The organism is Paraburkholderia sp. MM5477-R1, assembly GCF_050436385.1.
GTDB lineage: Bacteria > Pseudomonadota > Gammaproteobacteria > Burkholderiales > Burkholderiaceae > Paraburkholderia > Paraburkholderia tuberum.
Genome location: NZ_JBNDMC010000001.1, coordinates 473407 through 495133, shown reverse-complemented (window position 1 = coordinate 495133; position 21727 = coordinate 473407). Strand labels below are relative to the sequence as shown.

General features: G+C 57.7%; 21 protein-coding genes and 2 pseudogenes. 18 read left to right on the top strand and 5 right to left on the bottom strand.

The window, feature by feature from the left end; genetic code table 11:
* The first annotated feature begins 7 nt into the window (after nucleotides 1–7).
* The 14 genes from OKW35_RS02400 to OKW35_RS02335 all read left to right on the top strand — a co-directional run bounded on the left by OKW35_RS02400 (nucleotide 8) and on the right by OKW35_RS02335 (nucleotide 14273).
* The gene (locus tag OKW35_RS02400; protein ID WP_090812317.1) at nucleotides 8–337 is read left to right on the top strand and encodes a non-heme iron oxygenase ferredoxin subunit; all 330 of its coding nucleotides are present in this window, start codon (nucleotides 8–10) and stop codon (nucleotides 335–337) included.
* Entirely contained in the window at nucleotides 334–1797 is a 1464-nt protein-coding gene (locus OKW35_RS02395; RefSeq protein WP_090812318.1) for an aldehyde dehydrogenase family protein, read from the top strand. The genes OKW35_RS02400 and OKW35_RS02395 overlap by 4 nt, the downstream gene beginning before the upstream one ends.
* 11 nt (nucleotides 1798–1808) lie before the next feature.
* The gene (locus OKW35_RS02390) at nucleotides 1809–2267 is read left to right on the top strand and encodes an aromatic-ring-hydroxylating dioxygenase subunit beta (RefSeq protein WP_167368842.1); all 459 of its coding nucleotides are present in this window, start codon (nucleotides 1809–1811) and stop codon (nucleotides 2265–2267) included.
* A gap of 11 nt (nucleotides 2268–2278) precedes the next feature.
* Entirely contained in the window at nucleotides 2279–3514 is a 1236-nt protein-coding gene (locus OKW35_RS02385; RefSeq protein WP_090812320.1) for an aromatic ring-hydroxylating oxygenase subunit alpha, read from the top strand.
* 110 nt (nucleotides 3515–3624) lie between these two features.
* Nucleotides 3625–4797, top strand: coding sequence for an ABC transporter substrate-binding protein (locus OKW35_RS02380; RefSeq protein ID WP_090812614.1), 1173 nt, complete (start codon nucleotides 3625–3627; stop codon nucleotides 4795–4797).
* Between the two features lie 59 nt (nucleotides 4798–4856).
* Nucleotides 4857–6515: a UbiD family decarboxylase gene (locus OKW35_RS02375; RefSeq protein WP_429551148.1), complete on the top strand. Its 1659-nt coding sequence runs from the start codon at nucleotides 4857–4859 to the stop codon at nucleotides 6513–6515.
* Complete coding sequence (locus OKW35_RS02370; RefSeq protein ID WP_090812322.1) at nucleotides 6512–7093, top strand: UbiX family flavin prenyltransferase; 582 nt, start codon at nucleotides 6512–6514, stop codon at nucleotides 7091–7093. The genes OKW35_RS02375 and OKW35_RS02370 overlap by 4 nt, the downstream gene beginning before the upstream one ends.
* A 53-nt stretch (nucleotides 7094–7146) precedes the next feature.
* Nucleotides 7147–8364, top strand: a complete 1218-nt coding sequence (locus OKW35_RS02365) for an MFS transporter (protein ID WP_429551147.1) — start codon at nucleotides 7147–7149, stop codon at nucleotides 8362–8364.
* 74 nt (nucleotides 8365–8438) lie between these two features.
* A complete protein-coding gene (locus OKW35_RS02360) occupies nucleotides 8439–9359 on the top strand; it encodes a branched-chain amino acid ABC transporter permease (RefSeq protein ID WP_090812324.1) in 921 nt (306 codons plus the stop codon).
* The gene (locus OKW35_RS02355; RefSeq protein WP_429551146.1) at nucleotides 9352–10341 is read left to right on the top strand and encodes a branched-chain amino acid ABC transporter permease; all 990 of its coding nucleotides are present in this window, start codon (nucleotides 9352–9354) and stop codon (nucleotides 10339–10341) included. The genes OKW35_RS02360 and OKW35_RS02355 overlap by 8 nt, the downstream gene beginning before the upstream one ends.
* Nucleotides 10338–11093, top strand: a complete 756-nt coding sequence (locus OKW35_RS02350) for an ABC transporter ATP-binding protein (protein ID WP_090812326.1) — start codon at nucleotides 10338–10340, stop codon at nucleotides 11091–11093. The genes OKW35_RS02355 and OKW35_RS02350 overlap by 4 nt, the downstream gene beginning before the upstream one ends.
* Nucleotides 11093–11794, top strand: coding sequence for an ABC transporter ATP-binding protein (locus tag OKW35_RS02345; RefSeq protein ID WP_090812327.1), 702 nt, complete (start codon nucleotides 11093–11095; stop codon nucleotides 11792–11794). Before OKW35_RS02350 ends, OKW35_RS02345 begins: the two co-directional genes overlap by 1 nt.
* Nucleotides 11795–11834: 40 nt before the next feature.
* Nucleotides 11835–12803, top strand: coding sequence for a dihydrodipicolinate synthase family protein (locus tag OKW35_RS02340; RefSeq protein WP_208524353.1), 969 nt, complete (start codon nucleotides 11835–11837; stop codon nucleotides 12801–12803).
* 324 nt (nucleotides 12804–13127) lie between these two features.
* Nucleotides 13128–14273 (top strand): porin, encoded by a 1146-nt coding sequence (locus OKW35_RS02335; RefSeq protein WP_090812329.1) that lies wholly within the window; start codon nucleotides 13128–13130, stop codon nucleotides 14271–14273.
* A gap of 139 nt (nucleotides 14274–14412) precedes the next feature.
* Here the strand turns inward: OKW35_RS02335 and OKW35_RS02330 are convergent.
* Nucleotides 14413–14847, bottom strand: a pseudogene (locus tag OKW35_RS02330) (integrase core domain-containing protein); the annotation flags it as partial.
* Between the two features lie 271 nt (nucleotides 14848–15118).
* Between OKW35_RS02330 and OKW35_RS02325 the strand changes: the two are divergent.
* The 3 genes and pseudogenes from OKW35_RS02325 to OKW35_RS02315 all read left to right on the top strand — a co-directional run bounded on the left by OKW35_RS02325 (nucleotide 15119) and on the right by OKW35_RS02315 (nucleotide 17485).
* Nucleotides 15119–15595 (top strand): bacteriohemerythrin, encoded by a 477-nt coding sequence (locus tag OKW35_RS02325; RefSeq protein WP_090812330.1) that lies wholly within the window; start codon nucleotides 15119–15121, stop codon nucleotides 15593–15595.
* Nucleotides 15596–16115: 520 nt separating this feature from the next.
* Nucleotides 16116–16756, top strand: a pseudogene (locus tag OKW35_RS02320) (IS6 family transposase).
* 375 nt (nucleotides 16757–17131) lie between these two features.
* On the top strand, nucleotides 17132–17485 hold the full coding sequence (locus OKW35_RS02315) for a hypothetical protein (RefSeq protein ID WP_429551145.1): 354 nt from the start codon (nucleotides 17132–17134) through the stop codon (nucleotides 17483–17485).
* Nucleotides 17486–18202: 717 nt separating this feature from the next.
* Here OKW35_RS02315 and OKW35_RS02310 read toward each other — a convergent pair.
* The 4 genes from OKW35_RS02310 to OKW35_RS02295 form a co-directional block, all read right to left on the bottom strand.
* Nucleotides 18203–18523, bottom strand: a complete 321-nt coding sequence (locus OKW35_RS02310) for a CcdB family protein (protein WP_184050358.1) — start codon at nucleotides 18521–18523, stop codon at nucleotides 18203–18205.
* Complete coding sequence (locus OKW35_RS02305) at nucleotides 18523–18765, bottom strand: type II toxin-antitoxin system CcdA family antitoxin (protein WP_244145174.1); 243 nt, start codon at nucleotides 18763–18765, stop codon at nucleotides 18523–18525. The genes OKW35_RS02310 and OKW35_RS02305 overlap by 1 nt, the downstream gene beginning before the upstream one ends.
* Nucleotides 18766–19291: 526 nt before the next feature.
* Nucleotides 19292–19765, bottom strand: a complete 474-nt coding sequence (locus OKW35_RS02300; protein ID WP_429551144.1) for an RES family NAD+ phosphorylase — start codon at nucleotides 19763–19765, stop codon at nucleotides 19292–19294.
* Nucleotides 19762–20190, bottom strand: coding sequence for an antitoxin Xre/MbcA/ParS toxin-binding domain-containing protein (locus OKW35_RS02295; protein WP_046565320.1), 429 nt, complete (start codon nucleotides 20188–20190; stop codon nucleotides 19762–19764). The genes OKW35_RS02300 and OKW35_RS02295 overlap by 4 nt, the downstream gene beginning before the upstream one ends.
* 466 nt (nucleotides 20191–20656) lie before the next feature.
* Between OKW35_RS02295 and OKW35_RS02290 the strand changes: the two genes are divergently transcribed.
* Entirely contained in the window at nucleotides 20657–20812 is a 156-nt protein-coding gene (locus OKW35_RS02290; protein WP_158608233.1) for a hypothetical protein, read from the top strand.
* The last annotated feature ends 915 nt before the right edge of the window (nucleotides 20813–21727 follow it).

Genomic DNA, 21727 nt, shown 5'->3' with positions numbered 1-21727 from the left:
AATCAATATGAGTGACATCACCAATGAGTTGGTAGCCCGTTCCGAGGAAATCGAGGAAGGAGGCATGCAGGGTTTCACCGTGCAAGGGCGTCAGATCGCCATCTATCGCGTTGACGGTCAACTCTACGCAACGGACAACATCTGTACGCACGGTCACGCGCTGATGACCGACGGTTATCTCGAAGACCGCGTAATCGAATGTCCGCTGCACGGCGGACGTTTTGACGTTGCCACCGGAGAAGGCCTGGGCGCCCCGATTACCTGCGCTCTGGCATGCCACATGGTGGAGGAGTCCGATGGCCAAATCCGCATTACTCTGAACGGAGACAACGCATGAGCGCGACGACTGGATTTGAATTGCCGACCAGGCGGGGGCTGTTCTTTGGTGGTGAGTGGCACGCGCCGCTCGGTGGTTCTGAAATGACGGTGAATCCGGCCACGCAGGAAAGCCTTGGCCCGGTCGCGGTCGCTAACAAGGAAGACGTCGATCTGGCGGTCAAGGCGGCACATGAAGCATTCAAGTCGTGGCGTCTGGTCAAGCCGATCGAGCGCGCCCGGCTGCTGCGCGAACTGGCTGCAAAGGTCAGGGATCGCGCTGACGAATTCGCATGGCTCGACTCGCTCAATTGCGGCAACCCGATCAAGGAAATGGCGCGCGATGCAGTGATCGCTGCGGCACAGATCGAGTACTTCGCCGGGCTTGTGCACGAAACGAAGGGCGACACGGTACCGATGGGCGACGGCGTACTGAACTACACGCTGCGTGAGCCGCTCGGCGTCGTCGCGCGCATCGTGGCTTATAACCATCCGCTGATGTTCCTCGCCAGCAAGTTGGCACCCGTGGTGGCAGCAGGCAACACCGTGATCTTGAAGCCACCTGCTCAGGCGCCGCTGTCGGGCTACCTGCTGGCCGAACTCGTTTCCGAAGTGTTCCCTCCGGGCGTCATCAATATCATCAGCGGCGACCGTGAGTGCGGTGAAGCGCTGGTCGCGCACCCGCTGGTTCGCAAGGCGGCTCTCATCGGCTCAACCGCCACCGGCGCCGCGATCCTCAAGGGCGCGGCCGACAAAATCATGCCGGTGACGCTTGAACTCGGCGGTAAGAACCCGCTCGTGATTTGCGGCGACGCAGATCTCGACAAGGCAATCCAGGGCGCAGTGTCCGGCATGAACTTCCTGTGGGCCGGTCAATCGTGCGGCTCGACGTCGCGTCTGTTCGTTCATCGCAGTGTCTACGAACGCGTGTTGTCGTCGATGAAGCGTCTGATCGCCGAGCAGCACAAGTGCGGCATGCCCACGGACCCGGAAACGACAATGGGCTGCCTGATCTCGAAGCCGCAATTCGACAAGGTCATGGGCTTCATCGAGTCGGCCAGGGCAGAAGGTGCACGTCTGATCTGCGGTGGCGGCCCCCCGGATGATCCCGCGCTCGCAAAGGGCTGGTTCGTGGAGCCGACGGTGTTCGCCGACGTGACGCCTGAAATGCGTCTATTCCGCGAAGAAGTATTTGGGCCAGTGCTGGCAGTGATTCCATGGGATGACGAAGAAACGCTGCTCGAACAGATCAACTCGGTTGAATACGGCCTGACGGCTTCGATCTGGACGAAGGATCTGGCGCGGGCGCACCGTCTGGCCGGCCGCGTTGAATCCGGATTCGTCTGGATCAATTACGTTAGCTCGCACTTCATCGGTGCCGAATTCGGCGGCTACAAGAAATCCGGTATGGGCAGGGAAGAAGGGTTGTCGGAACTCCTGTCCTATACCCAGACCAAGAACGTGCACGTTTCGCTGACCTGATGAGCGACTTCATGATCGAAAAAGTTGATGATCTTTACGCCCAGCATGCCGAAATCATTTGTGATGACCGGCTCGAACAATGGCCGGAATTGTATGCCGACGAATGCGTCTACAAAATCATTTCGCGCGTCAACTACGAGCGTTCGCTGCCGGTCGGTGTGATCTTCGCCGAGAGCAAGGGAGCACTGATCGATCGGGTCACGGCCATTCGCAACACGATGGTGTTTTCCCCGCGCTACTTGACGCACCTGATTGGTAGCGTACGAATCGTCGGCGAAAAGGAGGGCGTGCTGGATACCCGCAGCCAGTTCGCGGTGTACCAGACCCTGGTGGACGGCACTCCCGAATTGCAACTGCTGGGCCGCACGTTTGACCAGATCGACGCGAGCGGCGAGGCCTTGAAATTCAAGAGCCGCTTTGTTGTATTCGATAACGAACTGGTGCCCGGTTCGGTTGTGTACCCGGTGTAAGGAGAATTCAAATGAGTAACTCCCGCCAATGGCCTACTGAGGACTGCACGCGCGTCCCGAATTGGGTCTACTCCGATCCCGAGAACTATCAGGAAGAACTCGAAAAGATCTTCTACGGTCCGTTCTGGAGCTTCATCGGCCTCGAATGCGAGATTCCTGACGCCGGCGACATCAAGCGTTCCACGGTCGGCGAGCGCTCGGTGCTGATGACGCGTGACCAGGAGGGTGGTGTCAACGTCGTGCTCAACAGTTGCGCTCACCGAGCCGCAGAAGTCGTTCAGAAGAAATTCGACAACGACACTGCCCTCATGTGCCCGTATCACCAATGGACGTATGACCTGAAGGGAAACCTCACGGGCGTTCCTTTCCGTCGCGGACAAAAGGGCGCCGGCGGCTATCCGAAAGAGTTCGATCTGAAGCAACACGGCCTGCGCAAACTGCGTGTCGAGATCGTCAACGGTGCGGTGTTTGCCACCTTCGATGAGCGGGCACTGCCGCTGAAGGAATACCTGGGCGAAGACGTCTACGCGCGCTTGACCCGTGTGTTCGATGGCCGGAAACTCAAGGTCATTGGCTATCAGCGTCAGCGCATCAAGGCGAACTGGAAACTTTATCCGGAGAACCTGAAAGACTCGTATCACGCGACGCTCCTGCACGTATTTCTCATCAGCTTCGGTCTCTATCGCATGGATCAGGATGGCCTCCTGCTCCACGACGAACGCACGCGTGCGAACAACGTCGTTGCATCGACGGCGACGGCGCGTGACAAGTTGACCGGTCAGCAAGAGATGATTTCGTTCAAGGACGGCTATCAACTGAACGATATGCGTCCCGTGACGCCGGTCAAAGAGTTCGACGACGACATCACGATCCAGAACCTCACGATGTTCCCCGCGCTAACCGTGCAGCAGCAACAGAATCTCCTTCAAACACGCAACGTGCTGCCGATGGGCCCCAACGAGTTCGAACTCGCATGGACGTTCTTCGGCTACGAAGACGACACGGAAGAGATGACGCTTCGCCGCACGCGGCTGGCGAACCTTACGGGCTCCGCTGGCTATATCTCGGTGGATGACACGGAGGTCTTCGAGTTTTCGCGTAACGGCATGCTTCCCAACAACGACCGCGACTGCGTACTGGAGATGGGTGGCTACACCACCGAGACGCCGACGAAGGGCGATATGGTCTCCGAAGCAGCGATCCGTGGCTTCTATGAGTTCTATCGCAAGATCATGTACTCGGCGTAAGACCTCGTTTGGTCAATGCGAATCGGGTAAATGCCGATCAGTGTCACGTTGACACCTGGCAGTGGTGACGCAACAATCGTTATCCTAAGTAAAGGAGTGAAGTCTTGAAGATGCTGCGTACAGTTTCGGCGTTAGCTTTTTCCGTCGTGGCATTCGCTTCTCAGCAAGCGATGTCCGAACAAGCTCCGATCAAGATCGGGTTTGAAGCGGAGTTGTCGGGTCCGCAAGCGACGTTGGGTGAAGATCAATACGCCGGCTTCATGTTGCGCGTTCTGATGAACGGCGGAAAACTGGGCGGCGTTCCCGTTCAGGTTATCCGGGAGGATAGCCAGCTCAAGCCCGAGGTGGCAGCACAGGTCACGCAAAAACTGATCGAAAAGGACAACGTGCCCATTATCACGGGCCTGACGTTTTCGCCGATGGCAGCTGCGGCAGTGAGGGTCGCCACGCCGCACAAGGTCTTTGTCGTCATCTCGAACGGAACGACGAACCCGATGGCAGGCGCGGAGTGCTCGCCGTACCAGTTCGTCACCTCGTGGCAACCGGAACTGCTGAGCGCGACGCTCGCCAAGTATGCGAACGACAAGGGCTATAAGCGCATCAGCCTGATGGCGCCGAACTACGTTTCGGGAAAGAATTTCCTGGCGACGTTCAAGCATGTCTTCAAGGGTCAAGTGCCGGACGAGATCTACACGCCGCTCTCGCAGCAGGATTTCTCGGCTGAAATCCTTCAGGTATCAGCGTCGAAACCCGATGCGGTATTCGTTTTCTACCCAGGCGGATTGGGCATCAACTTCGTGCGTCAGTATCAACAAGCCGGTTTGGGCAAGACGACTCCGCTGCTCGCACTGGGCGCTGTCGATGGCAACAACCTGACGGCTCTGAAGGATGCAGCGTTAGGCGCGGTGACGAGCGGTGCATGGTCGCCGGATCTCGATAACGCAGCGAACAGGGAATTCGTCGCTGCCTTCGAGAAGCAGTATCACCGGGAACCGACGATGTTCGCTGCGCAAAGCTATGACGCAGCACAGCTGATCGACTCGGCCATTGCCAAGGTCAAGGGCAATATGGACGACAAGGAAGCGTTGGGCGCCGCACTGAAGCAGGCGAAGTTCGCGACCATTCGCGGCCACTTCTCGTTCGCGAAAAACCACTTCCCGAATGAAGATTACGACGTCCTGGAAGCCGTTAAGGACGGTAAGGGTGGTGTCACCCTCAAGTTGATCGCCGCGCCGATGCACGATCCGTCCGATCCTTTTGTCAGCGCTTGCGCGCTGAAGTAAGCCTCGACAGGTCAGCCTCCTTATCGGCTGACCTTCACCTGGAAATTTGGGAATCTACAATGTCTGATACGCCTACGCAGGAACGGAAAGATAATCCGCAGGATCTCCGTACCTATCTCGAAAAACTTGAACGGGCCGGCAAGTTGTTCCGAATCAGCCGTCCGATCTGCAAGGAGACGGAACTGATGCCACTGGTGAAGTGGCAGTTCCGGGGTCTGCCGGAATCGGAGCGACGCGGCTTTCTGTTCGAACACGTTGTCGATGCCAAGGGCAACAAGGTCAATGGCGGCGCCGCAGTAGGTATCTACGCGTCGTCGAAAGAAGTCTACGCCCTGGGTATGGGCTGCGACGTCAAGGACGTCAAACAACGCTGGCAGGAAGCACAGGCCGCACCGATCGCACCGCGAATCGTCGAATACGGTCCCGTGCAGGAAGAAGTGCACATGGGCGACGATCTGCTGGCGCATGGCGGTCTGGACGAGTTCGCAATTCCGATCTCTACGCCTGGCTTCGACGTCGGTCCCTACACGACGGCCTCGAATTGGGTCACAAAGGACCCGGAGACCGGCTGGCTGAACGTCGGCAACTACCGTGGCCAGATCAAGGGACCGGATCGCATGGGTGTGCTGCTCGGTCACCTGAATCACGGTTCGATCCACTGGCACGCCTACCGGAAGCTGGGCAAGGTCATGCCCGCCGCATTAGTTATCGGCGGCCCGCCTGCACTGACTTACGCGGCAGGCACCCGGTTGCCGTATGGCGTAGAGGAATACGCGGTCGCCGGTAGCCTGATCGGTGAGCCGCTCGATCTCGTGCGCTGCAAGACCGTCGATTTGCAGGTTCCGGCTAACGCCGAACTCGTCATCGAGGGCTACTTCCTCACGGACTGCATGGAGCCTGAGGCGCCGTTTGGCGAATACACCGGCTACATGGGCGAGCGCGAGTACAACGCGGTGTTCCAGGTGACGGCAATCACGCACCGCAGTAATCCGGTGTTTACGAACATCACGAGCCAGATGCCTCCTAGCGAGAGCAGCATGCTCAAGAAGGTCGGTCAGGACAATACGTATCTGTTCCACCTTCGCAATCACTGTGGCATCCCGCAGGTCGTGGACGTCGCCTTCCACCAGATCGCGCTGGATTACTGGTGTGTCGTCAAGATGAAGCCATGTGATCCTGCGGTGGCATGGCAAGCGCTCTATGCACTGCCGGGGCGCCACAATCACGTGGGCAAATTCGCAATCGCGGTTGACGAGGACATCGATCCGAACGACCTCGAATCCGTAATTTGGGCGATGTGCTATCGCACGCAGCCGCATAAGGACTTCGTGACCTTGCCTGAGCGATGCATGGGTCTCGATCCGTCTGCGGAACGTCGGTATGCGACCCGTGACGGTCATTCGAACGAGCTGCTCTACGGTTCGATGATGCTTGTCAACGCGATGCGCAAGAAGAACATGGCGCCGGTTTCGCTGCCCGCGCGTCCGTTCATGGAAAACGCGAAGGCAATCTGGGAAGAACTCGGATTGCCTTCGCTGACGCCGCGAATGCCCTGGTTCGGCTATGAGCTTGGCCTGCGCTCGGAACGTGATCGTGAAGAAGCACAGTGGGCCGTCGAGGGTAATTATCACAAGGTGGGTGAACGCGCGTTGGCCAAGCGTCTGCCGATCGGTGACGATGGTCGGCCCGATGAAAACGCCATTAAGGAAATGGAGTGAAACGGCGCATTATTATCGGAATCTCGGGAGCGTCGGGCGCCATTTACGGCATCCGCGCTTTGGAGGCTCTGCGCGAGAGCCCGGACGTCGAAAGCCATCTGGTTATGTCTCCTTCGGCGTCCCGTACCATCGCCGAAGAGACCAACTGGACGGTAAAGGATGTGAAGGCCCTCGCCAGTGTTGTCTACAACTACGCTGACATCGGGGATGCCATCGCCAGCGGTTCATTTCGCACCGCTGGGATGTTGGTCGCACCGTGCTCTATCAAGAGTCTATCAAGCATCGCCAACTGCTTTGGAGACAACCTGTTGACGCGCGCGGCTGATGTCTGCCTGAAGGAGCGGCGACCGCTCGTTCTGATGGTTCGGGAGACGCCTCTGCATGCTGGGCATATCGACATCATGCAAAGGGCTGCGAATAGCGGCGCGATCATAATGCCGCCCGTGCCTGCGTTCTACTCTCGTCCAGCAACGATAGACGAGATGGTGAATCACACCGTTGGTCGGGCGCTCGACCTGTTCGACATCGATACCGGTCTGGTCAAACGATGGACAGGAAAATCTCAGAGCACGCAGTGACAACCCGGTTGCACACGAAACAAAAAAATTGATTCAATCAATGATGTGGAGACATGATGGTCGATCATCTAGGGCACGGCTCCAAGCCGAGAGTAGCAGGAGCAGCACAGACGTTCATTTTGATGGTCATAAGTTGTCTGCCGGTCCTGGGTGGGGTTCTGATTGCGCCGTCGCTTCCACGAATGGTGGAGAACTTTCAATATGTAGCGCATGTAGGGATGTGGGTGCGTTTCACCATGACAACGCCTGCGCTCATGATTGCTTTGCTTGGACCCGCTGCAGGATGGCTGGTAGAGAAGTTTGGGCGGCGTCCAATGATCGGCGTTACCCTTTTCTTCTATACGCTATTCGGCACAGCACCGCTGTACTTGGCCGATCTTCACTGGATTGTCGGCAGTCGTATTGCTCTCGGCGTGACCGAAGCGATGGCGATCACGATATGCACGGCTCTGATGTGCGACTACTACACGGGTGCCGCCCGCGAGCGCGTGTTCGCTTATCAAACGGCAATCAGTTCACTGGCCGCGTCGGCATTTTTTGTCTTCGGTGGTCTGCTTGGGAACCACGGCTGGCGCACTCCATTTTGGCTTTACATATGCGGTGTGATTCTGATCCCGATGGCACTCGCGCTTCTTTGGGAACCCGCGAGGCGACAGGAGGAGGCGCAGCCCGCCTGGAACACGGATTTCAAGTGGACTGGGATGCTGCCGAGTTATGCGCTGCTCTTTTTCGCAGCGATCTCCATGTTCGTCGCTGCTGTTGAACTCAGTTTCGTGCTCAAAAGCATCGGGACGGCAACGCCGGGCCAGATCGGCATGATCATGGGTGTCTCGCACCTCGCATTGGTTATCGGTGCGCTGTGTACGCGGTTCACCCGTCCGTTGGGCTCGAAGTTCTGCCTGGTCGCCAGCTTTTCGTTCATGGCCGTTGGCCTGATCGGAATCTCGGAGGCGCCGGTTATCGGTCTAGGATGGACGTTGGTAGCCGTTGTACTCCACTCTGCGGGCTGTGGGGTCGCAATTCCGTCCATCGCCGATATCGTGATGTCTAAACTTCCGGTCGAACGCCGCGCGAAGGGATCGGGCGGATACGTCTCCTGCGTGTTCTTCGGTGAATTCGCAGCCCCGATTATCGTGGCTATTATCAGCGCCAACACGGGGAGCAACCTGGTCGGAATCCGCGCCGTAGGCATCATTATCCTCAAGATTGCGATCGGTCTTTTCCTGTCCTTCAAGCCGCGGAAATCGGTGACCCGAGCGACACCAGGATAAGTGTCGGGTGTGGGCTCCCAGGGGCGCACACCGTTGGTCCATTTGATAGTCGGAGAGCCGAACAGGGCAGCCCCATGTCGCCATCACTTGTGCTTTTGCAGTTACTCAACGGGTTACAGTTCGGCGTGTTACTTTTCCTGCTATCCGCCGGCCTGACACTCGTGCTGGGCATCATGAACTTCGTGAACCTGATGCACGGTTCGCTCTACATGCTCGGCGCGTATTTCGCGGCTGTTACGTTCAACGCTACCGGGTCCTTTGTCGAGGCTGCGGCGGCGGGTGTTTTCGGAACACTGGTCGTCGGTGTCATGCTCGAAACGGCGATCTTCCGCAAGCTGTACCTCCGCGATCACATGACGCATGTACTAGCCACGTTCGGCCTGATCCTGTTCTTTAACGAGCTCGTTAGCATCATCTGGGGATCAGGATCGATTGCCACGCAGGTTCCGGACTCGCTCGGCGGTGCAATTCGGATATTCGGAATTCCTTATCCGACGTATCGGTTCGCGATCCTCGTCGTTGGTCTTTTCGTGGCCGTCGGGCTATACATTTTCATTCATCGAACTCGCATCGGTATCCTGATTCGCGCGGGGGCATCCAACGCCACGATGATCGCAGCCTTGGGTATCAACATCCGGAGGTTGAACTGCGCAGTCGTCGCGATCGGTGCTGGCCTGGCCGGGCTCGCGGGCTTCATGAATGGCCCGTTATCGTCTGTTCAACCAGGAATGGGTGGTCCAATCCTGATCTTGACGCTGGTGGTCATCGTGACGGGCGGTATCGGTTCCATACGCGGGGCTTTTTACGGCGCGCTGATCGTCGGGCTGGTCGATACAGGAGGACGCGTGTTCCTGCCCGCTCTGCTTCGGGGTGTGATGCCGCACGCGAGTGCTCAGGTTGTCGGGGCGTCGCTGGCTTCCATTCTGATTTATCTCGTGATGGCGGCAGTCCTCGCATTGCGCCCGCAAGGTCTATTTCCGGTTAAGCATGGGTAAGAGAATCATTGTCACGCCACGGACGGCGGTCACCATCATCCTGTTGGCGGCATTCGCCCTCATTCCGTTGCTTTCGGGCGTGCTCGGGCAAAGTTATTACACGACGTTCGCCACGCGCATTCTGATCATGGCGATGGCCGCGAGCGGACTGAACCTGGCGCTCGGCTATGGCGGGATGATCAGTCTGGGTCATGCGCTGTACATGGGGATCGGGGCCTACGCTGTCGGCATCTGTGCATTTCACGGTATCGGTAGTGGCTGGACGCAATTGATGGTTGGATTGATCGTCGGTGGCGTGGTGGCCACCATCGTGGGATTGATCAGCCTGCGCACGTCAGGCATGGCGTTCATCATGATTACGCTGGCGTTCGCGCAAATGCTTTATTTCCTGATCATGACGCTAACGGACTACGGCGGAGACGACGGCTTGACGATCGAACATCGCAGTGCGTTTGGCGGACTGGACCTTGGGGGGAATACGGTACTTTATTACGTTGTGTTCGTCGCGTTCATCGCGATTCTTTTTTTCATGAACCGGATGATGAACGCCCGCTTCGGTCAGGCGGTACAGGGTTGCCGCTCGAACGAACGGCGGATGAAAGCATTGGGATTTGCGACGATTCAATACCGTCTGGCCGCGTACGTTTTGTCGGCATTGATCTGCGTCCTCGCCGGTTTCTTTCTGGCGAATCTGGTGCAGATTGCAGCGCCCTCATACGTCACCTGGACGGTTTCGGGCGAACTGATGGCCATGGTGGTCTTGGGCGGTCAGGCGACCATTATTGGGCCGTTCGTGGGGACTATCGTCATGTTGACGTTCGAGGAGGTATTTTCCAGCTCGAAGTTCGGTTTGCCGCATGACGTCGAACAGCTGCTCAATAACCACTGGATGGCGCTGCTCGGCGCGTTTATCGTGATTGTGACGATGACGGTTAAGCGCGGCATCTTTGGATCGATTCCCAACACCTGGGGGCGTGGATGAGCCCCTTGCTCGAGGTGAAAAATCTGGTCAAGCGCTTTCGCGGATTCGTCGCCACGAACAACGCAACGCTTGACGTGCTAGAGGGTGAGATCCATGCCCTGATCGGCCCGAACGGTGCGGGGAAATCGACGCTCATCAACCAATTGTCGGGCGAACTTGTGCCGGACGAAGGGCGCATTGTTTTCCGCGGGCAGGATGTGACGGCCGCGCCCACCCATCGCCGGGCGCAGATGGGGCTCGTGCGCTCCTATCAGATCACTTCCGTGTTCAACGATATGACGGCGCTCGAGAATGTCATGCTGGCGGTTCAGGGCCGTACGGGGCGGAATTTCGGAGTTTGGACGCCGACGCGCCGAGATCGAGATCTCATTGGCGAGGCGAGCGAAGCCCTCTTGCAGGTGGGATTGGAGACCGAAATGAACACGCCGGTTTCCGAAATGGCGCACGGCGCGCGGCGCCAGCTTGAATTGGCAATGGCACTTGCACTCAAGCCGCGCCTTATGCTTCTGGACGAGCCGCTTGCAGGTATGAGCCAAGTTGAATCGGAAGCAATGGTGGCGCTGCTGAAACGCTTTAAGAGCGACATCAGCATGCTGTTGATCGAGCATGACATGGATGCGGTGTTTGAACTCGCAGATCGCGTGACGGTTTTGGTTTCCGGGCAACCGATCGAGACCGGCACTCCGGATCAAATCAGGTGCAGCCAGACGGTGCAGGAAGCGTATCTGGGCGAACCGTCGGAGCTCATGTGATGCTGCAAATAAAGAATATCGCGGCGAGTTACGGCACGAGTCAGGTACTTTGGGATATATCGCTAGGGATCGCGGCTGGCGAGGTCGTGACACTGATTGGCCGTAATGGCATGGGGAAGTCCACCACCATCAAAACACTGATGGGACAACTGCCGATCAAGGGCGGGTCGATCTTATTTGATGGTCGAGAGATCTCGGGCATGGCGGATTACCGCATTGCTCAGGCGGGCATCGGATTGGTGCCGGAGGGACGCGGAATTTTTCCCAATCTGACCGTCAAGGAAAACCTGATCTGTGCGGCGACAAACCGTAGACAGGTGAATAACCCTTGGGTCCTGCATCGCGTGTACGAAAGGTTCCCCCGCCTGAAGGAGCGCGAAACGAATTTGGGCTCGAATCTCTCGGGCGGCGAGCAGCAGATGCTGGCAATCGGACGGGCACTCATGACGAACCCTCGTCTGCTTATTCTCGATGAGGCGACGGAAGGTCTGGCTCCGTTAATCCGGCGAGAAATCTGGCAATGCCTGGGCATGTTGAAGGACGAGGGTCAGGCAATGCTCGTGGTCGACAAGAATTTGGCGCCGCTGTCGAAATTGGCTGATCGTCACTATGTGATCGAAAAGGGACGCGTGGTCTGGACTGGAGATTCGGCTGCACTTGAGGCAGACGGTGACTGCGTTAGACAGTACGTTGGCTTGTAATTGGACTCAAGTTTTTTCTTGAGCAAACTCAGGAGTGGAAATGAGAATTACGGTTGAAGACATCGTTGGTGTGCTTGGGATTGTACCGACGCCTGCAACGCCGGACGCAGGCCGGTGGGATACGAAGAACAGCGTCAATCTCGACGAAACCGAGAAGATGATCAAACTGGTGACGGCGGCCGGCGTTGATATCTTGATGGCAAACGGCACGTTCGGCGAGGGGGCAACGCTGACGCGTGCGGAACATCTCGACTTCACGAAGTGCATCATCGAAACGAACGGCAAATCCCGGCCGTTTTTCGCTGGTGTTACGACGATGAATACACGTGACACTATCGCTCGTGGCCGTGAACTGATCGAGTTGGGCGCCGATGGCCTGTTTGTCGGCCGCCCGATGTGGCTGTCCGTCGATCAGAAGGACATCGTTCGCTACTACCAGGACATCGCTGAAGCGCTGCCTGGCGTTCCGCTCGTCGTGTACGACAACCCGATCGCGTTCAAGGCAAAGATCAGCCCCGAGGCCTACAAGGCTCTGGCGGAAATTCCGGAAGTTGTCGCGGCCAAGCACGTCGGTGGTCCCACGCTCGAACCCGACATGATCGCCGTCGGCGACAAGATGCGTATCTTGCCGCTGGCGCCGGAATGGTATCCGGTGGCGATCAAGCATCCCGAGCTCGCACGCGCGTGCTGGACGGGTGGCATTGCCTGTGCGCCGAGCCCCATCGTGGCAAACTCGCGTGCCGTTCTGGCAGGCAACTGGGAACGGGCGAAGGAAATCACCGCTAAATTGAAATGGGCGGAAGCACCGATGTTCCCGGGCGGCGACCTCGCGCGCTTCATGGACTACAGCATCCAGATCGGCCATCTGCGGTTCAAGGCGGCAGGCCTGATCGATCCGGGGCCATCGCGTCCTCCGTACCTCGAAATACCCCAGGAATATGTGGCGGGCGCAGTCGAGTGCGGTGAACGCTGGGCGCAGTTGGAAAGGGAGTTTCAGGCACAGCAGTGATAGAAGAGCCTCGTCAAATCGGGGCTTTTCCTGGCGCGTTATTCCGTGTAACAACTTTGATGCGTAGGGTCGCCAAGTAGTCCACGAGCAGTGGTCTTCCAAGCGCTCTTTAATCGAATCTACCGATATCAGATATTCATAACCAATATTTACGATCCGATTCGGTTTTAGTAATTAGGTCTGCAGAGTGATGGTGGAGGTGTGGGCGAGGTCCGGATTAATAATTGCGGGTAAACCGGGCGTTACGTTCGCACAAATCCTCCTGATAATTCGACTGGACGCGAAACGAAGAAACGCGTCTTCATAATAAAATTGGAGATTCCTATGAAGGTGAAGAAACTCGCTATCGGGGCGGCAATGCTGCTCTCCGTTACGGGAGCCTATGCAGAAAGTAGTGTCACGCTCTACGGCATCATGGATACGGGCATCGAGTTCTATAACCACGCCAAGACTGGTGGTTCGGTCTATGGCATGCCGGCACTGACGGGTGAATTGCCTTCGCGTTGGGGGCTGAAGGGTGTGGAGGATCTGGGCGGTGGCCTGAAGGCTGTGTTCAACCTCGAAAGCGGTTTCGCGCCGGGGACGGGCGGTCTGAACTACGGTGGGCGTCTGTTCGGTCGTCAGGCCAACGTCGGTCTTAGCAACCGGTTCGGCACAGTGCTGTTTGGACGTCAAAGCAACATGACGTATTACTCGGTCGTAAACGCCGATATCCTGGGACCGGCGCTGATCGGCCTGGCCAGTTTTGACCCCTACCTGGCGAACGCACGTAGCGACAATGCGATTGGCTACATGGGCAAGTTCGGCAGCGTGACGATCGGCGCGACGTATAGCTTCGGTCGCGATTCGGCGACGGTGCCGGGCCCGGGTGGAACAGGCTGCGCTGGCCAGGTTCCGGGCAATTTCCAGGCCTGTAAGCAGGTCACCGCTATGGTGATGTATGACACCGCGAACTACGGCGCATCGGTGTCTTTCGATCAGATGCGCGGTGGGGCATCAACGGACTTCGGCCCGCTTGTGAGTAGCTCGGACAAAGACACGCACATCCAGGCTACGGCGTACTACAATTTCAGCCACGGGAAGTTCGCAGGTGGTTGGATACATCACAACGTGGACGTCGGTCGGTCGTACCACACGGATCTGTACTTCCTGAACGGTACCTATTTGCCTACGCCGTTCCTGGCACTCGATCTCGTCGGCGCGCATTTTAATGTGAGCAACCCGTCGAATATCGGCGGCGTGATCGAGAACGGTTCGATCGTCCCGGGTAGCGTAGCGCCGGCGACGTCGAATTCGACCATGATTACGGCTCGTGCAACGTACTTCCTGTCGAAGCGTACCTCGGTGTACGGTATGCTCGGGTATATGATCAACAGCCGAAATGGTGCAGTGGCGCTTACGGGTGGCGGTACGGTCCAAACGGGCGCGAACCAGACGGGTGGCATGGTCGGCATCCAGCACAAGTTCTAACGCTCTAAGCGGGCAATAAAAAGAAAAAAAGCCTCCAGAGCGAACCGCACCTCAAACTTGGACACCGATCCAACCTTTGGGGTGTTTTCTGAACCGCTTTGGGTTTCCTGGTCAGGTTGAGGTGTTAGTGTCTGGCCTTTCATGAGTCTTCGGCCGCAGGCCGAAGACTATATTGCCAGGCGGGAAACTCGCCCGGTGTTAAATCGTTGAGGGACAAGTCAGCTCGGGTCTCATTGGAGTCCCGCCGCTATGCCTCGATCTCGCGTTTTGCTTCAGCCATAGATCCGAACCAGTGCAGGTTGAGGTAATCGTCCCGGAATGAGCCGTTGAACGTCCCGATGAAGTTGTTATCCGCCGGCTTGCCCAAACGGCTGAAGTCGATCTGTAACTTGTAGTGGTACGCGAGCATATTCAGCAGGCGACGAGAGAACTCGCTGCCGTTATTGGCAAACAGGAAACGTAGCGCACGACGTAGCGCCGCCAGCCGGTTCAGTACCGAGACAACGTCGTCTGCACGCAGACGATGTCCAACCTCAATGGCGAGCGCCTCACGGTTGAAGACGTCCACGACGTCAAAGCGCGGACGCGTCCCATTGCTTGAGTGCAGCCACGTTCTGCTCCACCGAATACCGTTCGCGTTTAATCGCCAATCCTCCCGTGTCATTGCGAAAATTGCTCCGGAACTGGTCCTGCTCGGGATCGTGCCGTTGGCGGCCGATCGGTTCGCACAGAGTCTGGCAGGATTCGAGTTTTAAGCCACTTTGACGGCAGAACGCCGGGAATCTTCCAACGCTTAATATAACTTGGCTATGATATAGCTGTTTCTAACGCCGGATTGAGTGAAGATGAAAGACCTTGTATCGAAAGACGCTGAAGCCCCTGTGCGGGAAAGTGATAATAGCCTTGCGTGGTCAGATGCGCGGCTACTCGGGTTCACACCGATGGACGATGTCCATGAAGAATTCTACAGAGTCGCGCTAGGGCTCGTGGCTTGCACCGATGCGAGCGCCCTCGCCGCTATCGTGGAGTTCGAGAAACACGCCGTTAGCCATTTCGAGCAGGAAGACGAATGGATGCGCACGACGAACTTTCCGCCGCGCGACTGCCACATCGAAGAGCACGAAGCCGTGCTGAAGTCGGTGCGGGACGTCAAAGCAGCGGTCGAAGCAGGGCAGGCCGGTTGCGCGCTGGTGCATGACATCGGCTTGCATCTGTACAGCTGGTTTCCAGGGCACGCCGACTACATGGACTCGGCGCTTGCGGCGTGGATGACGAAGCAGACGATGGGTGGAAAGCCTGTTGTCTTGAGACGGACGATTTGAGCTTTGTTCAGTTACGTTTTGAATAGCGCTAATCAAAACCCAAGTCGCAGTAGTGCCTTCCGGAAACCGGGCCCCTTAAGTAAGAGCTGACCACGCGCGGTATTTTAGATGGGGTCGGCCGGAATCTGTGAAGCTTTGCCGAATTACCTTTAAGCGCCTGAGTTGGCCGTCAAATCGAAGTTGATCGTCGGAGCGAGTAGCGGCATCTTCCACTGGCGGTCGCAGAGATAGGTCGACGCAGTTGATGAAGTCCCTGCGGCATGGCGCTACCATCTCGAGCACGCTGGCGTCGACCCGATAGCACTACGCCCGCAATTCTTTGATTCGCGCGGCATCTACTGCACCTTGGCAGGAGATGGTTCGTTGCAGTGAGCTGGCTCTACTACATGACCTCACGCTGCTTGTGCCGAACGTTCTCGGCATGACGTCCCGGCGGGCCGCTACCTTTGCGATAGGGTTCTGGTGCAAACAGTGAATGTGATCGGTTAGAGTGCTGCTTCCTCGATCTCATGATTCGATAATGAGCAAGCTTAAAAACATGGGCGATCTGTTCTCAGGCCGTCACTTCAACCGCGATGTGTTCATTCAGTGCGTGCGCTGGTATCTACGCTACAAGCTCAGCCTGCGTGATCTCGTCGAGATGATGGCCGAGCGCGGCCTGTCGCTCGCCCACACAACGATCCTGCGTTGGGTGAAGCGTTACACGCCGGAGTTTGTCAAGCGCTGGAACCGTTTCGGCACGCCTGCGGGAACGTCGTGGCGCGTCGACGAAACGTACCTGAGAGTCCGCGGTAAATGGGTCTATCTTTATCGGGCAGTAGATCGGGCGGGTCAGACGGTTGACTTCCTGCTCAGGGGGAAACGCGATGTGAACGCGGCCAAAGCCTTTTTCAACAAGGCAATCAAACATCTGGGGCGGCCGCCGCAAACCATTACACTCGATGGCTATGCCGCCTCACACCGTGCTGTGCGCGAGATGAAGGCCGACGGCCTGATGCCAGATGGCACGAAGGTTCGATATTCGAAATATCTCAACAATCTGATCGAACAGGACCATCGCCACATCAAGTCCCGGACCAATGCCAATTCAATCTCGCAAAGCTCGGCCTCAAAGATGCCACTGTACCCACCGTATGGAATGCGGTCCTGTCTTATCGATAAGGTATCCTTTTTATCGAGACCTTTTCGTCCAGACAGCCTATTTGCACCAGAACCTTCGAAGCTACCGAATACGACGAGCGCACCGGCTATCCGACCAACAATAACTATGCGGAGTATGTGGTACCGGTGCATGCAGATCAGCCGGAAATCGATGTTCTGCTCCTCGACTACCCGGATCTCCATTTGAACGACTTCGGCGCTCGAGGTATCGGAGAAATCGGCACGACTGGCTTGGCTTCAGCGGTCGCTAACGCGGTTCATCACGCCACCGGTGTGCGGGTGCGAGACCTCCCGATAACGCTAGAGAAGATCGCTGGTCGACTGAACTCCTTTGCTTGAATGAAGTCGGCAGGAGCCGTTTCGAGTACCGCCCTCGTGGAAGTGTTCAGATTCTTCAACCGTCCCTGGCGAGAGCAATCAGGACCGAAGCGCTGGCGCGATGAAAATCATAATCAAAGCGATGGATCAAAAACTCGAAGGGCCGGCAGGCAGCCTTCTGCAGGCGTTTCGCCACTTACCGCCTGGACCAGGAAACAGAATAACAGCGTGGAGACCAACAAAAAATTCCTCGACGTGAGCTGCTCACTGCGGCCCGGCGCTTCGAACTGCTGGCCTTTCCTGAAGATGAGCGTGAGGCAACACTGCGGCGATCATGAGCGGCTCGGCGTGGCAGTGCTCATGATCTATCTGCGTTATCCCGCAGCGTGGAGTGTACTGGCTGCTCACTGAGCCGCTGACCGACTATCACGACGCACCGGAAATCTCGCGCCCGGTCGCTAGTTAGGGGGGAACAAAATTAGTTGCAAAACAGGAACAAATTTCCTTGAACCGACGGGTGCTCCCATCCGACTCTCCGTCGCGTGTGAAGTTTACATAATTAAGATGATCACTTTTCGTGAACTTTTTAGTTAAAATTGTGCGCTCCGGATCCGATTCTGTTTTTCTTGTTGAGCCAACCTACCGCGGGCGGAGCCTGAACAGCGCGGCGCTGCCCGCCAGCACGCGGCAGCGCCCGTCGCAGGCTAACGGACATGCCGGGCAGGGCGCGCATTCGTGGTGACTTTCCCGGATGCGGTCAAGCGGGAACGGCTGCTTCCTCGGTGACTGATTCAGACGGGCAGTTCCTGGCCGGAGATGCCTGAACTGCCACGACAGAATTCTTTAACTTCCCACGCAGGGTCCAGCGATTCGCGCATTGAGCGCCCGGGTTTCGATGTTCCGGTTGGCGCACCTTACTCCTGTAAAAGCTCACCATTTGCAAAGATTAACAATTGCAGATTCGCAACTAACCGTCTGTGGCAACTGCTCACACCACAAAAGCAAACCCGGCTTGCAGCGAAAGGGGCGATTCTGAAGATCGAACCAGGCGCCTTGTGACCGGCGATCACAGCGCCGGACCGGCGCTGAATCGTCACGTCGCTGGCTATCGCGCTGCATTGCTGTCGGTCAGAATGCACCGAAGATCCGGTCGAGCGCCGCCAGGATGGCTTCACGTTCATCCGAAAGAGAACCGATGCGTTTGCCGAGCGCGTTCAGAGGAACTGCACTCATGCCGGGCGTATCAAGGAAACATTTTTCGCCGTTAACCTCGAAAACCGGCAGCAGATCGGATGGTTTGCCCGAAAAAGCGAGATGCTCGACAGGTCGCAGAGGGATCACAATGCGCGTCGGCAAAATCCCAACGTGCGCGCTCTGTATGTCGAGCAGGTACGGCGCGAGTCTCCGCGTCTCTTTGTCGGGGTTGACGTAGAGATCGAACCGCGCCATTAGAACGTCCTGAATTTCGCTAGCGGAAGCCCGTCGCGATCGACCATCGCACTGTAGGCGGCGACCAATTCGGCGTTGTCATCGGCCCAACGGCGAGCCTCCGCCTCCTGAATTTCTTCCCGCACACCGCGCTCGCTCGCTCGCGAAAGGTTAATCCCCAGCTCCTTGGCCCGATCCAGGACTTCAGGCGGCAATGTGACGTTTGTGGACTTGCGCGGTCGAACTTCGAGTGCCTTACCCATGTGCCCATCCACGTTGCATTTTATGTGCATTATGGTCCACACAAGCGACCCGCGGCAAGTCTGCTTGATTCGGACTAGCTGCGTCCTGTTTCCATCAACACCCCAGATCCGTCTGATCCATTTTGGATGCGGGATCAACCCGTGACCTTCGTCGCTCCGCCAGCACGGCCGAGTTGGTCCACGACGTCATTTTTCGAAGCACGGTTCAGGTCAGCAAATTGAGTCGTGTTCCTATTGAGCCGGGTAGTCAGACCTTTGGCGCTTATAGAGACGTACCATCAACAGCGGATCCTTGATGTTTTAAATGCACCACGAAATGGTGATAAATTATGTTATGTCAAATTGTCGGGGCGATTGACAAAAACTGACAGCCGTGTCGGCGCTGGCAACCAGACAAGGAGAATATAAGACGGCGCTGCACTGGCCATTGCGAGCGGCGAGTGCGAACTAAACCAGAAGCGACGCCCTGGTCATCTCCCTCGAGGAGCAAAGCGTCGAGGCGAGGCTAGCCGACCACCATCATGATCTAGGAGAGTCCGACCGACGGCATCACAAAGAGGCGTTCGTCCCACACCACGGGTTGCGGCTCGGTCACGGCAATCCGCGTCGCGTCGGGGTGTGCGGGATTGACCAGCACGTTGAACTCTGCACGGACCACGACGGAAGGTACGATCAGGAGCGCGGTACGCGACTCGGTCAGCCAGGCGTCGCCGAACACCCTTGCCACCTGCAGTGCTGGCGCATCCCATCCCCCCGGCAACGATTCGGCCGAATGGCGTTCGACGCGAATATCGTCGGGAACCGCTGCTTCAACCCATCCGTGTGTCTTCGGTACCTTGCCGATGCGCGCATGAACAAGAACCTCGAGCATCGCACCGGCGAAGGTCGACGCGGCGTAGATGACCGGTCGCCCCGGGCTATTGAAGCGGCCGCCCACCAGCATCGCGCCGGTGCCACTCCAGACCGTGTGTCGAGTGTCGGCGATTCGAAACAACTTCACGCCGGCAACCCGTAAAACAGTTTCCAGAGCAGCTCTTCGACCCGGCGCGCGCCGAGCTCGGTCAGCGCAACATCGAGCGGCGCCCGCCCTTCGAGCTCCGGGTGCGGCGTCGACAGGAATTCCCGCGCGTCCTCTTCGTCGTTCCAGACGTAGGCCGTCGTCGCGACGATCCTGGCCAGCCGCTCAGTCTTTTCCGATTCGTCTGGCGTCAGCCGATCGCGACGCCGCTTATAGGTCGCTTCGGGGATGATGCGGGCAAGTAGCGCACGCCGGGCGTCGGCACCCTGCGTCGCATGTTCGACGCCCGCGCGCAGCGCGGACTTGGGCAGGCCGTCGCGGACAAGTGCCTCGAGTTCCGCGAGCGTGTGCGGGACCTGCCGCAGTTCCATGACCGCGGCCACTGCTTCAGGCGTGATCAGTGACATGCGACTCCCGACTAAAGTATCAGTTGATGCCTAATGATAGCGCAATTGATACCGTCCGCAAACCCATCTTCGATCTAGCGGGCTCCAGCGGGGAGACTGCCGACGCGGTCACCTCGACATCGTCCGTGCCTGCGAGAATCGCCCACATAGCATGACGGCACGTTACGGCCTACAGAAATCTTTCATACACGAAACGCTCAAGCAACTTAGCATCCGCTCGCGACACGATGTCGCACCGGGCACACGGATAAACCATTTATAGTGCACTGCACAAGCCCGTGTGATTGGCAGGTGCGATCTGACGGTCGTGTTATAGTGCACTGCACAATCTCCGTCCGATCGGCAAGTGCGATCTGGCGACCGCGTCCGGCGTTGCCGGGTTGCGGACAGACATGCCGCTGAAGGTGAATCGCCACGCCTGTCAGCTACGCCCAGTTTCTGTCTACATCATCAAAATGAGGTCCCTGTGAAATACCTTCCCCGCATCGCCGCGTCTGGAGCACTCCTGGTCGTCGCTCTCGGTATCGTCACCTTCGCCCAGATCAAGTTCGCGCCGCAATCCGCAGACAACAACCCGGTCGCACGGATCGTCCTGAACGTCGAGTCGCAACTGAACGGCTGAGCGACTCCACCGCTGTATGTAGCCCGCGCCCCGCAGGCAAAGGCAGGCAAAGAAAACCCGCCAGGCTCCGAAGAGAACTGGCGGGTTTGAGCTACTGATTTCGGATTCACACGCCAGGCGATGGTAACGGAGTTGACGCCTGCTCAGTCTCCTCCAGCGATCAGTCAGCCTCCATGTCCACGGCATCGATCACCTTGGCAGGTCACCAATCGTCAATTCGAGACGCTTCATTGTGGCCTCGTGAGACAGGCAATCGTCCCCTTCGACGTTTCGATCATCAGAAACTTAAAGGAGCGTGTCGCCACACTGATCCAGCGCAAGCCAGCCCTCCCCGCCTTGCGCAAATTGTCACCGCGCAACCTGAAGGCATGGCCGCATCCAGAATTTGTGCAGCAGCCTCCTGCACAAATTGAAACCTCTTCGGCTTGGTAAACATAGGATTGCGAATTATGTCCCCGCCGTCCTGCTACATCGGCTCGAGCCGGCAGCCTCCCCGCGCTAGGCTTAACTGCCCCTGACCGGAGAATCTCTTGATAATCAGAGGCACCCGAACGGCGGTCGCGCGGCCAGCAATCCCTGCCCACTGCAAACCTTCAGAGCCGCAGATCGAGGAGAAATCGCGCGTGGATCCGCACCGTTTTGTGCCGTGTAGGTGCCCCGTGTGCGCGCGGTATCACGCCGCTCGCCGACCTCACCGTTCGGATTCTGCGCCGCCGCATGGACCTGCTTCAGGGTGCGGCACCAACGGCGAAGCGCCTGTGGAGATCCGCAAGACTGCGTGCCTGGCCGATCCGTTGAATGTCCCGCCCTCTTTCTCAGCCACGCCGGCAAGCCGGTGTACGTGCCCCTACGTCATCTAAATTCAGTCGGCCCTAAATCATCTGGCACCTTCGTTTCTCGTCCAGCGCCCCCCGA

Excerpts from the sequence above, each read along its gene's own strand:
- OKW35_RS02400 (WP_090812317.1), top strand. The coding sequence starts at position 8 with ATGAGTGACATCACCAATGAGTTGGTAGCCCGTTCCGAGGAAATCGAG.
- OKW35_RS02395 (WP_090812318.1), top strand. The coding sequence starts at position 334 with ATGAGCGCGACGACTGGATTTGAATTGCCGACCAGGCGGGGGCTGTTC.
- OKW35_RS02390 (WP_167368842.1), top strand. The coding sequence starts at position 1,809 with ATGATCGAAAAAGTTGATGATCTTTACGCCCAGCATGCCGAAATCATT.
- OKW35_RS02385 (WP_090812320.1), top strand. The coding sequence starts at position 2,279 with ATGAGTAACTCCCGCCAATGGCCTACTGAGGACTGCACGCGCGTCCCG.
- OKW35_RS02380 (WP_090812614.1), top strand. The coding sequence starts at position 3,625 with ATGCTGCGTACAGTTTCGGCGTTAGCTTTTTCCGTCGTGGCATTCGCT.
- OKW35_RS02375 (WP_429551148.1), top strand. The coding sequence starts at position 4,857 with ATGTCTGATACGCCTACGCAGGAACGGAAAGATAATCCGCAGGATCTC.
- OKW35_RS02365 (WP_429551147.1), top strand. The coding sequence starts at position 7,147 with ATGATGGTCGATCATCTAGGGCACGGCTCCAAGCCGAGAGTAGCAGGA.
- OKW35_RS02360 (WP_090812324.1), top strand. The coding sequence starts at position 8,439 with ATGTCGCCATCACTTGTGCTTTTGCAGTTACTCAACGGGTTACAGTTC.
- OKW35_RS02355 (WP_429551146.1), top strand. The coding sequence starts at position 9,352 with ATGGGTAAGAGAATCATTGTCACGCCACGGACGGCGGTCACCATCATC.
- OKW35_RS02350 (WP_090812326.1), top strand. The coding sequence starts at position 10,338 with ATGAGCCCCTTGCTCGAGGTGAAAAATCTGGTCAAGCGCTTTCGCGGA.
- OKW35_RS02345 (WP_090812327.1), top strand. The coding sequence starts at position 11,093 with ATGCTGCAAATAAAGAATATCGCGGCGAGTTACGGCACGAGTCAGGTA.
- OKW35_RS02340 (WP_208524353.1), top strand. The coding sequence starts at position 11,835 with ATGAGAATTACGGTTGAAGACATCGTTGGTGTGCTTGGGATTGTACCG.
- OKW35_RS02335 (WP_090812329.1), top strand. The coding sequence starts at position 13,128 with ATGAAGGTGAAGAAACTCGCTATCGGGGCGGCAATGCTGCTCTCCGTT.
- OKW35_RS02325 (WP_090812330.1), top strand. The coding sequence starts at position 15,119 with ATGAAAGACCTTGTATCGAAAGACGCTGAAGCCCCTGTGCGGGAAAGT.
- OKW35_RS02310 (WP_184050358.1), bottom strand. The coding sequence starts at position 18,523 with ATGGCGCGGTTCGATCTCTACGTCAACCCCGACAAAGAGACGCGGAGA.
- OKW35_RS02305 (WP_244145174.1), bottom strand. The coding sequence starts at position 18,765 with ATGGGTAAGGCACTCGAAGTTCGACCGCGCAAGTCCACAAACGTCACA.
- OKW35_RS02295 (WP_046565320.1), bottom strand. The coding sequence starts at position 20,190 with ATGTCACTGATCACGCCTGAAGCAGTGGCCGCGGTCATGGAACTGCGG.